The following is a 17,090-nucleotide window of genomic DNA, read 5'->3' as shown; positions in this document are numbered from 1 at the left end:
CTCATCGCTGCACTGTCGAAGGTGCCGTTGCCGTCCGACGCGGCCTTTCCGCAGGCGATCCGTGCCGTCATCGAGGCGTACCCCGATCCCGAGCCGCTGCTGCGAGCCGTTCTCGACGATCGAACCATTCGCAGCCGGTCCCGGTTCGCGGCGCTCTACGCGCTCCTGCTGCGCCTGCGACGCGAGGAACGCCACGCCGAGTACGGCTCGGTCGTCCGATACCACGAAGATGAGTTCGGCGCCGAGCCCTACTTCCACACCTTTCGTGCGATCGTGGCCCGGGCCAAGGGCGACTTGGCCTCGCTTCGCAGTTCGGTCGAATACTCCCGTCAGGCGGTCGCCGCCATGCCTGACGTGGCGGCGGTGGTTCATCAACTGGCGGCATTCTGGGTCGAATACCTCGAACGTCTGGAGGATCCCGGCCCCGCACGTGACCTGGACGAGGTGGAACGGCATGTCGACCGGGCGATCACCCTGACCCAGGGCCGTATCGCCCACTACTACGAGACAAAAGCTCGGGTGCTGGCACTGCGAGGAGAGTTCGAGGCTGCCAGGACTGCTGTTGCACAGGCAATCGAGCTTGAGCCGCGCGCCTCGCGGGACCACCTGCGTCGGCTCACCCAGTATCAGTCGAGTCGGATTCGCATCGATCTGATGCAGGAGCGCGCCCGGTGGGCCCAGGCTCACGCCCGTTTCCGCACGGAGCTGACCGAGTTCAAGGGCCAGCAACTGCAACTCCTGGGCCTGCTGGCGGCCGTGGTGGCGTTCATCGCCACCGCCAGCAACATCGCCAGCCAGAGCAGCGGCGTCGAGGGCCTCCGCCTCATGCTCGTGGCGTCCGGCGCTATCAGCGTCGTTTTCGGTACGTTCTCTCTCGTCAACAACAGCCGCGTTCTCCGGGTGATCGCAGCGGTCGTCATCGGGTGCGCCATGATCGGGGCAGGGATGTTCGTGCCGGCCTCGTGGATGTCATGAGAGTTGGACCAGCCATGAAGGTAGGAGAAGCGATTACCTCCGCTGGCGGTACGCGGGCGAACGAGGACCGTGTCGGCCACCGCGGCACCCTCGCCTGGGTCATCGACGGCGCCACCGACCTGTATGACGACACCGTGCTGCCCGCTGACAGTGACGTGCAGTGGCTTGTCGACACCATCGGTGAACGGTTGGCCCAAGCCGGCGCCGGCGACTACCGAGGATCCGCCGCCGCGCTGCTGACGTCGATCGCTGCGGACGTGGCCCGCGAGCAGGCAGCACTGTCGTTCCCCGCAAGCAGGGTGCCACCCGCCTGCTCGATAGCGGTCTGCGTCGACCAGGGCATCGGCTACGACCTCGCCCGCATCGGCGACGCCACCGCCGTTGTCGACGGCGTTCGGCCGGTGGTCCTATCGACTGGCTACTTCGACCGACGCGAAGCTGCGGCGGTGGCGACGAATGAGGGTGAGACGGACCGGGTTGTCGCAGCGATGCACCAACGCCGGCTGCACACGATGACCTCCGGTGATGTCGAATCGGTCTTCTCCGGGCACCCCCATCGCCAGCTCAGCCCGCACACCGCCTGCGGCGAGTGGACGCACACCGACTGCATACTGCTGTGCACTGACGGCTTCGCCCGGCTGGTCACCGACTACGGGCTCTATTGCTCGTGGACCCAGGTGATCCCCGATGCGCGCGATCGAGGGCTGCACTACCTGGAGAAGCTGCTCCGGGATGCAGAAAACGAACCCGGCAGCCGCGGCGGCCGGTTCAAGCGGGCCGACGACATCGCCGCTCTCCTGCTGACCCCGAACTGACGCCGCACCCATGGAAGGACCGCCCGCATGACTGAGCGACCGCCGTACCTCGTCGAGCGGAACCCGGGGTACTTCGAGTACCAGTTACCCATCTCGGTCAAGCTCGTCATCGATCACCACGGCCGAGTGCCGCTGTTGCGCAACGAGCGCGACGAATGGGAGCTGCCTGGCGGCAAGCTCGAAGTGGGCGAGACACCCGAGGATGGCGTTTGCCGCGAAGTCGCCGAAGAGCTCGGGCTGACCATTACCGAAGTCGACATCATCGACTCCTGGGTCTACGTGATCACGCCGGTCCGGCACGTGTTCATCGTGAGCTTCGGCGCTACCTATGTTGGGGACGAGGACCTTGTCTACTCCGCTGAGCACAAGGAACTCGGCGTGTTCGCGTACGACGAGGTGCCTCATCTGCACATGCCGGATCCCTACAAGCGGACCATCCAGCGCTGGCACGAGCGCCCGCCGACCACCTAGACGGCACCCGCACCAACTCCGCCGGGCCGGACCGCTCGGACCTGTTCACCTGCGCTGGCACTTCACCGGCTCGCGCAGCCTGGCCCGCCCGACCGAGCTGATCCGCGACCGGCGCCGTGCGCTCGGCGGGCCTTGGCGCAGGCTGCCGCGCGGCAGCAGGCACTGATGACCCTGGCCCATCTGCACAACCTCATCCGCCTCGCGGCCGGCTTCGAGGTGTCGGTTACCACCGTTTGGCCCTACCTACGCCGTACTACTCCGGTAAGCACAAGCGCCACGGCGTAAACGTGCAGGTCCTCGCCGACGCCGCTGGGCGGCTGGTCTGGGCGTCGGCCGCACTACCTGGCTTGGTCCACGACCTGACCGCCGCCCGCACTCACGGCATGATCGACGCGCTGACAAGCGCGAACGTGTTGACCTTCGCGGACAAGGGCTACAGGGCGCCCGCAGCACCGCCTGGACCCCGTTCAACCGCCGCCGCACCCGCCCGTCCCGCCGACAGAAGTGCGTCAACTGGCATCACGTCAAATCGGATCACAGTGGCCACTCGCTCACGCCTCTGTCTTGAGTAGCGGCACGACACCCGCTTGGAAGAGACCCTCGCCTTCCGCCACAGCTTCTCGCAGCTGCTCGACGAGTTGGCGCAGGATCGCGTCGAGGTCGACCTGGTCTCTCGTCTCCGCGACGATCGCTTCACGCACGTCGTCGACGAACGGACGCCAGGTGTCGCGAGCGCGCTGCGTGCACTCAGTGACGACGTGTTGTCGCTGCTCAGCCGCCGCTTTGCCCTGGTTCAGGCGCGCGCGATCCGCTCCCTGTTCGTCGACGACTTTCGCCAGGTAGACGGCAAGGGGAAGAGCGGCTTCGGCGATGCCGATGTGCCGACCCAGGTCCCCGGCCGCCTTCGCCGCAACGGCCTTCCCGCCGAGGATCGGCCTAGGTGTGTTCGCGGCCTTCAACATACCGATCAACATGGTCCCGACCGTCTCGACATGTTCTGCGGCACCACCGGGCCCCGCGGGGGTCGTGGAACCGTCCTTTTCGGACCCGAGTGTCGAGACCAGCGAAGCAAAGCCGGCCCAGGAGGGTCGAGCGCGCTCTCGCTCCTTGGTTTTGCGGATCGACTGCTGCAACCGCTGGAGGCGGACCTCGTGCTTGGTGAACCACTCGTCGAGCGTGCGTTGAATCTCGGCCTGAGGTGCATCGGCGCCTGAATTCGGCTCCCCCGACCGCCGCATCACCTCCTCGACGAGACCGTCGAGGCTGGCTTGGGCGGCCCGATCGAGCGTGTCGAGTTCGCTCTCCCATACACCACGGCGAGCGACGCCACTGGCAGCTACTTCGGCACGCGCCGTGTAGTCCGCCAGTTGCCTCCGTAGTTCGGTCAGGGTCTCGTCCAGGACCGCGGTCCAGTACCGTTGCCCGGCCGCTTGTCGCCATCCGGGCAGTGCCGAAGGGGACACCGCCTCGAAGGCATTCGCAAGGTCCCTCATGCCGTCCCAGCCACGGAAGTCATCCCAGGTATCTCGGCTGAGATCTGTATCCGGCCCTGCCGTCTGGAACGGGTCCTGCGAGACAACGAACACCGGTGTCCTGTCGTCTAATTCGAATAGTGACCGCAACTCGCGAACCTTGCGGTCACTTAGTTCCCGGTACTCCACGAGGTCGTACTCTGGGTCCACACCCGCCTCATCGAACCGCGAGATGACGAACCACATCGTCCCCACCGGCCATCCCTGCGTGAACAGCTTCTGAAGCACGTCACGCTCGGCGGTCGCCAACTGCGGCGTCAGTACCGCGATACCGACGTCGGTGAGTCCGACCGCCGCCATCGCTCGGCGCGAGTTGTTTCGTGCGCGAATGTCGGACGCGCCGACCGCGAATCCAGGAGTGTCGCGGATGATGCAACCACCGACCGCAACCTCGTTGACCTCGAAGGTTTCGTGGCGCGCGCTGATCGTGAGCCAGTCGGGAACATCGCCGCCCGAATCGACGAGCAGCCGGCGGAGCAGGGAACTCTTGCCGGTGTCGTAGGACCCGAAGAGGGTCACGACCGGACTGTTCAGCTTCTCGAACGCGTCCCAGTCGTCGACGTACTGCCCGACCAGCGATCCGCCTGGAAGTCGCCCAAGCCAGTTCCGCACTGCATCGATGTCGACCATCGTCACTCGCTCCGCCCTGGTGTGCTGATCAATTCGTCCGCAGCCGCGATCAAGGCCCCGGCCACCTCGGCCCGCGCTTTCGCTGAGGCCATCCTTTCCCTGATCGACGATTCGAGGTCGAGGTGCTCGTCGAGCAATGTCTCAAGCTCCCTGGTCCGCTGTTCGAGGTATCCGACGGGACTTTCCCCCTGCTCGCCGTGCATGATCTGTTCGACGATCCCCGCAGCCCTCTCGTCGATCGCCTGCGACGCCGACTCCTGCTGGTTCTCGTGTTTACCAGCCTTCTTAATGTCGTTGACCATCGCCGCCACATCAGCGGCGGCAGCGACGACCCCGAGGACGACGCTGGCCCTGGCAACGTTGGCGCCGCCCTTCACCGCACCCCACGGCCTGAACTTGTGTCCAAGCTGCTTGCCAATCGCGTAGACCGCGTTCCGATTTCCAAGGGCTTTCGCAAGCCGCGCCGCGGCTCCTGCGACATTGCCGGCGCCCTGGGCCAGATCCTCGTACCAGGCGTTTCCCTGGGCCTTGAACTCTGCCGCGAACGCGGGTGTCACCTCAAAATCGGCAGCGCGCATCTCGCGCCCGATCGCTGATGAGTTGTCGTTGTACCACTCGTCCAGTTTGCGTGCCGCGTCGGCAAGGTATCGTTCGAGATCAGCTTCGAACTGCGGAGCCTTCCACCAGGACTCGACGAGTTCTTCGAGCTTCTGGCCCTCCTTGAGATCAAGTTTCGCGACTGCAGATTTCGTCGCTACCCGGTGGCGGTCCACCATGCGGCGGGCGTCCTCTCGCAGTGAATCTCCGAGGACCACGGCGTCGTTCACTGCAGCCCGAAGGGTACCGAGCACCGGTTCCGAGCGACGCAGGTCTTTCGTGCCGTCGACCTGCACCTGGTGAAGCGTGTGCTGGTGACGTTTGAGGTCGGTGACCGCCGCATCGAAGGCGGCCGACGACGCCGCAGCGAACAGTTGCTCGTCAGTGAGACCTGATATGACGCTCGTCCACACGGCCACGCCGTCCCACAGCCGGTTCTCGTCGAAATCCGCCGGCCCCGCCGTTGCGTCCCCCACCAGGCCGAACGGATCGCCGGACAAGCAGTAAACTCTATCGATCCCGACTTCGATGGAACGAGCGGCAAGGGCGGCGCGGAGTTCCTCGCGTTTGCGGTTCTGTAGATTGAGAAATGCCTCGGGTGCAGTCAACGGATCCACGCCCAGTTCGTCGCACCGATTGACGAGGAACACCATCCGCCCGCCTTTTGCGGCAACCAGCTCCGAGCCGCGTGATAGCTCTTCGAGGATCGAGGTGTTGCCGACCAGCAGGTTGATGTGGACGACGACGAACACGAGAGCAGCCTCCGCGATCGCCTCGAGCGCGACGGTGTCGTGCTCGTCGTGTCCACTCTGCAAGCCCGGTGTGTCTACGAGATCGAACCGGGGGAACTGGTAGCGATGCGCGGCTGCGGTCGCGGGCAACGCCCGGATGTCGATCGCTGCGTGCGGTTTCTGGCCGCTGTCCGCCATGATCCGGCGGATCAACGACGACTTTCCCGAGTTGTAGTCGCCGAGAAAGGCAAGAGCTGGTCTCGCCCCATCGACGCGCCAGAAGGTTCGTACGATGTTGAACAATGCCGGATCGCGTCGGGCCGCGTCCTCGAGGTCGTCTCGCCACGAGTGGATGTTTGCCGTCGACGGTGCGCTCCACGCCGCAGTTATTGTGCGTGTCAGCCGGCTGCGGTCCTCATCCCGGCGACTCGAGTACGCCTCGTGGACGCCAAGGTCGATCTGCGCCGGCTGGTGGTCGACGCCAGACTCGAGCCAGTCCTCGCCCAACAATGCTCGGGTCACCTCTGCCGGGGATTGCCCGATCCGTCGCTGCGCCCGTAGCAGGACGTCGGTCACAGCGGGTGCGGGCTTGATCGAACCGGCGTAGGTCTGCAGACTGTCGATCAACCGGGCGATCCGGCTCCCCGCCATGCGAAGCTCGATCGCGGCGCGGAGCAACTCGCCGACCGCAGAAGCCAACGACGTCCACGCCGCTTTCCGGCTGTCGCGGACGAGAGCGTCCTCGTAGTCGACGAACGTCTGATCCACAGCGCGATGGCAGTCTGCAATTGCCTGCGCCTTCGCTGCTCGTGCTCGCTCCGAGGCTTGATGGCTCATCTTCTTGCCGAAATGCTGCTGGAGCTGTCCTGCGATCCCGACGCCCACGGCAGTTGCGCCGAGGACCCAACCTACGGGGTTCCAGAAGAGGGCCACCGCAGGTACCGCAAGGGCGCCCACACCTACCGCGATGCCCGCCCCCCTGACGACATCACCCGCCACGCCGCCGCCCTCGTCGCCGAGGATCATCGCGGCGTGCGATACCGCGGTCTCGTTGTCGACGGACTCATGGTCCACCGCGACTTCAAGCTCACGATGCAGGAACGCCCGACGATCCGCCCAGACGGCTTCCGCCGCAGCGGAAATGGCACCTTGATCGAACACAACCTTCGTGAACTTCGATTCGTCGATTGCTGTGTGCTCGTCGAATGCGCTCCGGATCAGATCATCCGTGCTGGCCTTCGCGTGTCGGCGGCATCCGGCAAGGTGCGAGGCAGCGAGGTGCCGGACGAAGCGGTCCAGTGCCCCTTTGACCGGCGACGTGTACGGCCGGCCCCGCGCCTGCTCGGACACGTCAACCAGATTCGCGTTGAGAGCCGCATCGTGCAGCCACGTGGCACCTTCGGCGTCTTCCGGATAGCCCAACACGGCGAACAGCGACTCGACCTCGCGTTCGAGGGATTCCGTTTCCCGCTCGATCTCGACCGCCAGGTCATCGAGTTCGCCGACCCCTCGGTGGCACCGCGATCGGATGTCCTCGCGCAACGCGGCCAACCGGAGATCGGCCCCGCCTTCCGCGATTGAGGTGGCTATCAGGCGCTCCAGCGCCCCGAAGTTCGACCAGCGGTCGAGGTAGTCCTTCCCGAACCTCTCCCTTTCCTGATGGAGGTCCCCTTCGGCTGGGCCGTGGAAGGGGATCGTGGCGCGCGCGAACAAGGCCCGCTGGCTGTGGATCGCGACGATCGGCACGTCGGGCAACCCAATCTGTACGAGCTGGGTCCGAATGTTGTCGGCGTGCTGGCGAACCGATTCAGACAAATGCCTGCGGCGTGCCTCGGGAACCTTTGCGGGGTGGCGCCAGCGCGGGTTGCGGACGTTGAGGACAGCCACCACCGGCTTTCCGTGGTCGCGGATCCAGGCGGCAATCTTCTCGAACTCCATCTCCTGCTGAGACTGGTTGTCGAAGCACAGGAGCACGATGTCGGCGATCTCGACTGCCTCGCGGGCCTTGGCCTCGAGATCGTCGCGGCTCTCGGTCCGTCCCCAGCCGTTAATCCCAGGTGTGTCGAACAGCCGGCAATCTCGCCACTCGATTGGACGCACCTCGGTGGTCCAATCGCTGACACCTGGTGAGACATACTCCCCGTCGAGTTGGCCGAACGCCGACAGCAGGGTGCTCTTCCCGACGCCGGTACGCCCGAAGAAGGCGATGTTGAACGACCCGAGCGACTCGCGCTCACGATCGAGGTGACGTCGCATTTCCCCCGGGAACCCACGAGTGAAATCGTCCAGTCGGCTGATCAAGCCAGACGAGGACGGTGCGACGCGCTGCCCTTGCGCAAATGCGCCGACCAGGTCGTCGGTGATGTCATCCAGGCTCGTAAGTTCCGCGTGGCCCCGCTCGACGGCCGATCGGACGGCCTCCTCGAGCGACATCACCTCTGTCGTCGGCTCGTCATCGCGCTCCGCTGGCAGGCCGGTCACGGCGCGAACGCACCGCGAACTCCCCGGCGAAACGCTTGCCGAGAAGTTTGTCTACAGGGTGTCGGTCGAACTGATCCAGCGTGAAGCTGGACTCGGGGCGTGGGGGACATGGGTGCGGATCCTAGGCGGTGATGGACGGCGACCGGTGTCGCGAATCCGACTCGCCCCGGCTACGGGGCTGTTGGGCAGGTCAGGCCCGGTAAGGGGTGCAGTAGCATGCGGCGGTGATCCGCTCATGAGGCCGACAATCGCTGCCGACACCCTGCGTCGGACCCTCACCCAGTACCTCACCACCACCTTCGGCCTGACCGAGGACGCCGTACGTCATGGTTTGGAGGGTTTTCTCTCCCACCCGGAGCAGGGCATCTTCCGTGGCCCGTACCTGCGGATTCGCACTCCCTTCCGCCCGGCGGAGGGGGACTGGCGCGCGGACCTGGACTGGGCGCCGGCTGACTTCACCCCTTACCTGCACCAGGCGAACGCTTTCGCCCGGTTGTCGACGAAGGGCAAGGCGGCTAAGCCGACCCTGATCACCACCGGCACCGGCTCGGGTAAGACGGAGTCGTTCCTGATCCCGGTGCTCGACCACTGCCGGCGGCAGAAGCAGCAGGGCAGGGCCGGGGTCAAGGCGATCCTGCTCTACCCGATGAACGCCCTCGCCACCGACCAGACGTCTCGCATCAACGAGCTGCTCACCGACCCGGCGCTCGGCCAGGTCACGGCAGGTCTCTACATCGGCGACGTCGCGGCCATCGAGTACCCGCACGTGTTCACCAAACGCTCGGAGATGCGCCGCACGCCGCCGGACATCCTGATCACCAACTACAAGATGCTGGACCTGCTGCTCCAGCGCGCCGACGACCTGCCGCTGTGGGAGGGCGCCGAGCCGGCGTACGTGGTGCTGGACGAGTTCCACACCTACGACGGCGCGCAGGGCACCGACGTGGCGATGCTGCTGCGCCGGCTCGCCGCCGCGCTCGACCTCGACGAGCCGGAGCGGCCGCTCGGGCCGATCTGCCCCGTGGCGACCTCCGCGACCCTCGGTGAGGGCGGAGGCCGGGACGGTCGTACCGCTATCCGTGAGGTAGCCGAGCAGGTCTTCGGCATTGCCTTCGGCACCGGGTCACTGGTGGGGGAGGACCGCTACGAGGCTGGCGAGTTCATCGCGAGCCAGGACTTCAGCCTGCCGCTGCCCAGCCCGGAGCAGCTCGCGGCCGTCGACGACCGCGACCCCGAGGAGATGATGGCCGAGGTCGCCGAGCTGGTCGTCGGCGAGCGCTGTCTCGACGACCCCACGCGCCTCGGTGGTCTGCTCCGCCAGCATCCGTTGACGAAGGCGGTGCTCGACTCGCTCCAGGCGAGGCCATGCACCCTCGACGAGATCATTGATGTGCTGCCCAGAAAAAACGCCACCGGCTGGGGCAGCGTGATGAAGACCCCACCCGAGATCACCGCGACGGCGCTCACCCGGTTCGTCGGCCTGCTCTCCGTGGCGCAGAATCCGGAGGCACCCGGCCGCCCGCTGCTCAACATCGAAACCCACCTGTGGGTACGCGCCGTCTCTCGCCTGCTGCGCGGCACCTCCCACCAGGCTGCCTTTGGCTGGTATGGCGAAGCGCCGCGTGAGCTGGACCCGTACGCCACCGACGCTGACGTGGTCGTGGCCGACAACCGTTACCCGCGGTTGCCGGCCATCTACTGCCGGCACTGCGGCCGCTCCGGCTGGATGGCGCTGTCGCCGGAAAAGGACCCGCAGGAACTGGAGACCGACCCGGACAAGATCTACCGGGCCAGCGTCGGTCGGGACAAGCGCCGGGTCCGCGCGCTGATCGCCGCGACCGAGGACGAGGTACGCCAGCGCTCCCGTGGCCTGCTGGTCCTGGAGTACGGCCGCCGGGTACGCCCCTTCGACGAGCAGCGCGACCGCACGCCCACCGACGACGCAATCGTCGTGCTCGGCGACGTCCTCGACATTGACGGCGCCGAGAAGGACCGCTGCCCGTCCTGCGAGTTGGACCACGGCATCCGCTTCCTTGGCGCCGGCCTGGCCACCCTCGCCTCGGTGGCCATCACCCAACTCTTCACCGGCGGGGAGCTCGACGCGGCTGAGAAGAAGACGCTGCTCTTCAACGACTCGGTCCAGGACGCCGCACACCGCGCGGGTTTCGTTGCCAACCGGTCCTACTCGTTCTCGCTGCGCTCTCTGCTCGCCGGCCGGCTGAAGGCCGGGGAGTCGATCGGGCTCGACGACCTATTCGTCAAGATGATCGAGGAGGCGGCGAAGCCGGAGATCCTCTCCACCGTCGTACCGCCGGACCTGCACGATCAGCCCGGTGTCGACAGCCTGCTCGCTGGAGAACACAACGGCAGCCGGGAGACCTGGGAGCTGATCAGCGAGCGGCTCGTCTTCGCCACCGTCATGGAAACCGGACTGCGCTCCCGCCAGGGCCGCACCCTGGAGTTGACCCGCAGCGTCGCCGTCGAGGTTGCCCTCGACGATCCGGCACGAGCCGCGGCGATCTGCCGCGATGTCCACCTGATCGGCCCCGGCCACATCGCCGGGACACCGCCGGACGATGCCCGCTACCTCGCCTTCCTCCGCGGTCTGCTGGAACGGCTGCGTATCCGGGGTGCGGTGTTCCACGAGTGGCTGGTGCCGTACCTGAAGCGCGGTGGCACCCGGTGGCAGATCTGGGGCGGCCGCCCCGCCGGGATGCCCGCGTTCCCGAAGGGCCTGTCGGCGCCCGCGTTCCTGCTCGCGACGCCGAAGTCCCGCTCGGAGTTCGACGTGATCACCGCGCGGGGCAACTGGTACCAGGACTGGACGTCTCGCTGCCTCGGTCTCGACTCCGGCGATACCGCCGGCTTCCTCAGCCGGCTGCTGCCGGCCCTTGCCGCCGCCGACGTGGTTGCCGCCGGCGACACCGAGGACGGCAACACGGTGTACGGGCTGGTGCCCGGCCACCTCCGGGTGACCCGACTTGACGACGCGTCCGCGGTGACCGCCGGGGTCGGCTGCGACACCTGCCACTGGCAGCAGACGGAGCATCCCGACCGGGTGGCCGACTGGGTCGGCCAGCCGTGCCGGCAGTACCGCTGCCGCGGTCAGCTCCAGCCCGTCCACGACGACACTGCTGCCGACGACTACTACCGGCGGCTCTACCTGGACAGCCCGGTGTTCCGGGTCGTCACCGGCGAACACACCGGCATGCTCACCCGTGCCCAGCGGGAGACGGTGGAGAAGCAGTTCCGCGACGGTGAGCGGTACACCGACCCGAACGTGCTCTCCTGCACGCCCACCCTGGAGATGGGCATCGACATCGGCGCCCTCTCGGCGGTGGTGCTGGCGTCGCTCCCGCACGGCCCAGCCAACTACGTCCAGCGGGCCGGCCGCGCCGGCCGTAAGAGCGGCAACGCCCTCGTGCTGACGCTGGTCGGACGGTCCGAGCGGGATCGCTACTACCTCACCGATCCGCGCGACATGATCGCCGGTCAGATCGTCCCGCCCGGCTGCTTCCTCTCCGCCGTGGAGATCCTGCGCCGCCAGTACCTCGCCCACCTGATCGACCTGGCCGCCCGCGGCCGCCTGGCCGGCGTGCTGCCGATGCCACGGCGGGCGCACGTGCTGTTCGGGCCGACCGGTTGGCTGACCGGCCTCGCCGAGGCTGGCCGGCGCGACGGCGGCCGGCTGGTGGAGGAGTTCCTGACCCTCTTCGGCGACAAGGTCCTGCGGGCCGCCGCCGACCAACTGCGGGAGTTCGCGGTGGACGGCATCGTCCACCGGGTCAAGGAAGCCGACGACGTCTGGGAGTCCCGGTTGGCCGACCTGCGTCGCCGGATGCAGGAACTCGCCACCGCCCGGGGCACGCTGGTGCCCAGCGACCCGGACCACGCCCGCGAAATCAAAATGTTGAAGGCCGAGGAGAGGGCTGTCCGTCGCCGGCTTCGGGAGGTCAGCGCGGCCGCCGCTCACGGCACGCTGGTCGAGTTCGGTCTGCTGCCGAACTACGCGCTCATCGACACCCGGACCGACCTGGAAGCCACCCTGACCTGGGAGGACAAGACCGACGGCGACCGCCGGTTCCACAGCGAACTTCGCGAGTACGCACGCCCCGCCCGCCAGGCGCTGGTCGAGATCGCACCCGGCAACAGCTACTACGTGCGGGGTTACAAGCACGAGATCTCAGGGCTCGACGTGGGCCCGGCGGACCGTCCGGCGTACGAGCAGTGGCGGGTCTGCGCCCAGTGCGGCTACGTCCGCACCCACCTGGCCAAGGAGGACACCAGCGCCTGCCCGCGTTGTGCGGACCCGGGTATCGCCGACCACGGGCGACTGTTCCAGGTTCTCCAACCGACCCGGGTGCTCAGCCGCGACAAGCGCGACGACGCCCGCATCCGCGACGACAGCGACGACCGGGACCGGCGCTTCTACGCCACCACCGTCGCCGTCGACGTCGACCCGGCGAAGGTCGATTCGTCCTGGCGGCACGCCCATGACACCTTCGGCGTCGACTACAGCCGGCACGCGATGATCCGTCACTTCAACCTGGGCGCACAGCGCTACGACCGGGCAGCTGAACTCTTCGCGGGCGTTGAGGTGCGGATCAACCGGTTCCACACCTGCGCCTCCTGCGGCGGCACCACGGTCGACGGCGTCCCCGCGGTGAGCCAACAACTCGCCGCGGAGACCTCAGGGTCGACCGTCGTGAAGGGCGCCGAGCATCACCGGCCCTGGTGTCCCCACCGGCGTTCGGCGGCTGCCCAGGGCACCCATGTCGATCTGATCCTCGCTCACGAGCTGGAAACCGAGGCGCTGCGCATCCTGATTCCCGCCGCGACCGCTGTCGTGCAGGAGCGCATCGCGTCGTTCGCCGCCGCGATCCGCCTCGGCATCGCCGCGCAGTACGGTGGCGACCCCGCACACCTTCAGGCCGTGTCGGCCACCATGCCGGACGGGCAGAGCGACGGGACGCGCAACTTCGTGGTCGTCTACGACACTCAGCCGCAAGGCACCGGCTATCTGCACCGCCTCGCCAAGCCGGAGGAGTTCCGCGCAGTCCTGGAGCTCGCGCGGCAGCGAATCGCCGACTGCGTGTGTCGACACGAAGGCAGGGCGGTGTGTCACCGCTGTCTCCTGCGCCACGCGCGCAACGAGCACTTCGCCCTGATGAGCCGTGACGAGGCGTTGGGCATGCTCGACAAGCTCCTCGACAACTGGGACGTTCAGGAGGGCACCCGCACGGACGAGATCTCGCTGATCCACCAGGTGGAGAGCGAGTTGGAGATGCGTTTCCTCACCAAGCTGCTGGCGCTCGGTGAGACACCCAACTCGGGTCTGCGGATCGACCGGCGCACCGATCATGACGGTGCCCGCATCGCCGACCTGCGGTTCGTCCGCGACAACGGTCAGAGCGTCACCCACTGGCAGATGAAACTGCAGAACACCGTTCGAGGCACTCGCCCCGACGTCCACTTCAAACGCCTCGACGCCCCGTCACCTGAGGTGGCCGTCTACCTCGACGGCTTCAAGTACCACGCCTCGTCCCAGTACAACCGGCTCGCCGACGACGCGGAGAAGCGCGCACGGCTGCGCGCGCACGGCTACCTCGTCTTCGCCGCCACCTGGGACGACGTCAAAACCTGGGGCAGCACCGACGGGCAGGGGCGGTGGGCCCCGTACGGCGGGGTCAGCAAGCAGTTCGCCCGAGAGAAATACCGGCACTCCCTTCCCGGCGCCGACCCGAATGAGATCGAGGAGACCATCTGGGTCAACCCGATCGAGCAGCTGATGGGCTTCCTCGCCGATCCTGACCTCACCCGTTGGCAGCGGCGGGCAGAGGCGGGTCTGTGGGGCATGCTCAAGCAGGCCCGGGACAACAGCACCACCGACTCCGCCGGCGTCGCGGAAAGGTTGACCGCCGCTCTGCGTGGAGGATCACTACCCGCGCCGACCGCAGGGCACATCATGGTCGCTAGGGCTGAGGACAACGCAGGCTGCCCGGTGACGATCGTCCTCGACGCGCGCAGCAAGCCGTTGCCGACCATCTCGGCCCTCGCCGTCCTCGACGATCTGCCCGCCTCGGTCGCCGGCGACGGGCACAAGGAACGCTGGGCTGCCTGGCTGGCCTGGGGCAACGTCATCCAGTTCCTCGCCAATGGCGGCGGTGACGCCGGTCAACTCGCCGTGTCCACCCTCGACGTCTTCGAGCCGGCCTCGATGGCGGTCACCGAGGGCACCGGGCTGGTGCTGGCTCAACGCGCGCTACCGCTCGACGAGGAGACGGCAACGTGGCTAGGCGTCGCGGCGCAGCCGATGGCCGCGGAGCCCGAGACGCTCGCCAAGGAGTCGCCGTGGCGGGACATTCTGCGCTACCTGGACCCGGACGAGAACACCCTGGACCAGCTCGTCCAGCAGTTGGCCCGGCAGGATCTGCCCGCACCGGTCGTCGGTTACGAGCTGGGCGATCAGGGCTGGCAGGCTGAGCTTGCCTGGCCCGACCGGCGGATCGCCATTGTGCTCACTGGCCCGTCCGACGACCCGGAGACGGAAGATCGCGACCGGGCATACGCGGAAGCGGGCTGGCACGCCCGTACCGCTCGCGAATGGTCGGTTGACGAGTTGGCGGCAGAGATCAAGGCGACAAGCGGGGGAGAACGTCGATGAGCACCGGAGCAACAACCCTGCGGATGCTGGACCGCGCCGACAAAGAGGTCATGAAGCTCACCCGCGCCGACATCGGAGCGGTCTACGAGTTCATGCACAAGTTCCGGCACAATCCGGAGAACCCCGGGCTCAACCTGAAAGCTCTCAACAGCGACTCCCGGCTGATGTCCGCCCGGGTCAACAAGGACTACCGCGCCCTGCTGCTGCACATTGCCGGGGCTGACTACCTGCTCGTCGCCGTCAAGCACCGCGGTGAGGTGTACGACGACCTCACCCGGTACGCGTACCGCATCAACCGGGTCACCGGCGGCATCGAGGTCATCGACATGGCGCCCGTCGGCGACAGCATCATCGGACGGGTCGTGCCGCCCGAGGCTGAGCCTGAGCCCGCACAGAAGCCGCTCTTCCAGGCATACACCGACGCCCAACTGTTGGAGCTCGGTGTCTCCGAGCCGTTGCTGCCGCAGATCCGGGAACTGACCACCGAGGCGCAGCTCCTGGAACTGCTCGACCGGGCGCCACAGCTCACCACCGACGTGCTCTTCGCGCTCTTTGATGGCACCCCTTACGACGAGGTGCTCCAACAGGTCACCGACCCGGTACGCGCCGACGAGCCGGTCGACCCCGAGGACTTCGAGGCGGCGGTGGAACGCCCCGCCACGCAGGTAACCTCCGACGACGAGGCGCTGCAGGCGATGCTCGGCGAGGCTTTCGAGCGGTGGCAGATCTTCCTACACCCCACTCAGCGGAAGCTGGTCGAGCGCACGTACAAGGGTCCGGCGCGGGTCGGTGGCGGGCCGGGCACCGGCAAGACGATCGTTGCCCTGCACCGGGTCGCGCACCTGGCCCGTCAACTGCCGCCCGGAGCGGACAAGCCGATCCTGCTCACCACCTTCAACCGGAACCTCGCCGCTGATCTGCGCACCCGGTTGATGGCACTGGGTGGGCAGGAACTGGTGGCTCGCGTCGATATCGTGAATATCGACCGACTGGCCAGCCGGGTGGTGGCCGAAGCGAAGTCGGGCGGCAGCCGGCGCGTCGTTGACGACAATCGCGTCCTTGAGCTGTGGGATGAGTTCCTCATCGAGACGGGGGAGACCGCCTGGGAGGCGGAGTTCCTCGTCGCCGAGTGGACCCAGGTGATCCTCGGCCAGGTGCTCAACTCGCGGACCGACTACTTCAAGGCCCGCCGCCCTAACCGTGGCCGCAGTCTCAACCGGATCGAGCGCGATCAGATCTGGCAGCTGACCGAGCGCTTTACGACCTGGCTGGAGAACCAAGGCGTCTGGACCTGGCGCCAGGTGGCACAACGCGCCGCCCGCCTCGAGATGGACCGCACCGGCCAGAACACCGGCGTCGCTGGTGAAGCGTCCGGTGGGTTCTACCGACCGCGATACCGCCACGTTGTGGTCGACGAGGCGCAGGACCTCAGCGCCGCCCATTGGAAAATGCTGCGCGCCATGGTGGCGCCAGGTCCGGACGATATGTTCCTGACCGGCGACACCCACCAGCGCATCTACGACAACCACGTGACGTTGAGCAGCCTCGGCGTCAACATCCGCGGTCGGTCGTCCCGGCTCACACTGAGCTACCGCACGACCCGGCAGATCCTCGCCGATGCCTTGCAGATCATGACCGGGGAGGTGTACGACGACCTCGACGGCGGTGAGGAAGACCTGGCCGGCTACCGATCGTTGCTACGTGGCGGCCACCCGGCCTTTCGCGGTGCCGCGACGTGGGCGCAGGAGCGAGACCTGATCGTCGAACAGTTGAGCAGTTGGGGCAACCCGACCGACGGTTCGGTGGCCATCTGCGTGCCGACCAAGGACCTGGCGGCGGACGTCATCAGCCGACTGGAGGCCGACGGACTGGCCGTGGTGGAGATCGGCCCGGACGGCCCGAAGCGGCCTGACGGCGTACACATCGGCACGATGCACCGGTTCAAGGGACTTGAGTATCAGCGCATGATCATCGCTGGGGTCAGCGACGGCCTGGTGCCTCGGCAGATGATCAGCAGGTACCGGGACACGGACCCGAAGCGCTACCAGCGCGAACGCCAGCGCGACCGGTCACTGCTCTTCGTCGCCGCCACTCGCTCGCGTGACGAGCTTGCGGTGTTCTGGCACGGCATGCCCAGCCCCTTCCTGACCAGTCGGCTCGTCCAGCGCCAGCTACGGTGAGCGACGCCAGCAGG

The 17,090-nt window shown here is 67.2% G+C and carries 7 protein-coding genes and 1 pseudogene; 6 read left to right on the top strand and 2 right to left on the bottom strand.

All coding sequences use genetic code 11. The features are described from left to right. Positions 1-21: 21 nt before the first annotated feature. From ABZT18_RS02600 to ABZT18_RS02585, 4 genes and pseudogenes are all read left to right on the top strand, one after another. Positions 22-975 carry a hypothetical protein gene (locus ABZT18_RS02600; RefSeq protein ID WP_355250276.1) on the top strand — a complete coding sequence of 318 codons (954 nt, stop codon included), beginning with the start codon at positions 22-24 and terminating at the stop codon, positions 973-975. 14 nt (positions 976-989) lie between these two features. Continuing rightward, complete coding sequence (locus ABZT18_RS02595) at positions 990-1,790, top strand: protein phosphatase 2C domain-containing protein (RefSeq protein WP_355250273.1); 801 nt, start codon at positions 990-992, stop codon at positions 1,788-1,790. Positions 1,791-1,817: 27 nt separating this feature from the next. Next, entirely contained in the window at positions 1,818-2,261 is a 444-nt protein-coding gene (locus ABZT18_RS02590; protein WP_355250270.1) for an NUDIX domain-containing protein, read from the top strand. A 254-nt stretch (positions 2,262-2,515) separates the two neighbouring features. Further along, positions 2,516-2,833: pseudogene (locus ABZT18_RS02585) on the top strand (transposase family protein); the annotation flags it as partial. Here the strand turns inward: ABZT18_RS02585 and ABZT18_RS02580 are convergent. Together ABZT18_RS02580 and ABZT18_RS02575 are read right to left on the bottom strand one after the other, a co-directional pair. Continuing rightward, entirely contained in the window at positions 2,813-4,429 is a 1,617-nt protein-coding gene (locus ABZT18_RS02580; RefSeq protein WP_355250267.1) for a GTPase domain-containing protein, read from the bottom strand. The pseudogene ABZT18_RS02585 and the gene ABZT18_RS02580 overlap by 21 nt on opposite strands. Next, positions 4,426-8,232: a GTPase gene (locus ABZT18_RS02575; protein WP_355250264.1), complete on the bottom strand. Its 3,807-nt coding sequence runs from the start codon at positions 8,230-8,232 to the stop codon at positions 4,426-4,428. Before ABZT18_RS02575 ends, ABZT18_RS02580 begins: the two co-directional genes overlap by 4 nt. Positions 8,233-8,467: 235 nt before the next feature. On the opposite strand from ABZT18_RS02575, the gene ABZT18_RS02570 reads away from it, so the two are divergent. Both ABZT18_RS02570 and ABZT18_RS02565 read left to right on the top strand, forming a co-directional pair. Beyond that, positions 8,468-14,896: a DEAD/DEAH box helicase gene (locus ABZT18_RS02570; RefSeq protein ID WP_355250261.1), complete on the top strand. Its 6,429-nt coding sequence runs from the start codon at positions 8,468-8,470 to the stop codon at positions 14,894-14,896. Beyond that, entirely contained in the window at positions 14,893-17,076 is a 2,184-nt protein-coding gene (locus tag ABZT18_RS02565) for a UvrD-helicase domain-containing protein (RefSeq protein WP_355250258.1), read from the top strand. Before ABZT18_RS02570 ends, ABZT18_RS02565 begins: the two co-directional genes overlap by 4 nt. Positions 17,077-17,090 lie beyond the last annotated feature (14 nt).

The organism is Micromonospora sp. NPDC005291 (assembly GCF_040607415.1).
Taxonomy (GTDB): domain Bacteria; phylum Actinomycetota; class Actinomycetes; order Mycobacteriales; family Micromonosporaceae; genus Micromonospora.
The sequence above is the reverse complement of the archived record's forward strand: the minus strand, read 5'-3'. Positions and strand labels throughout refer to the sequence as shown.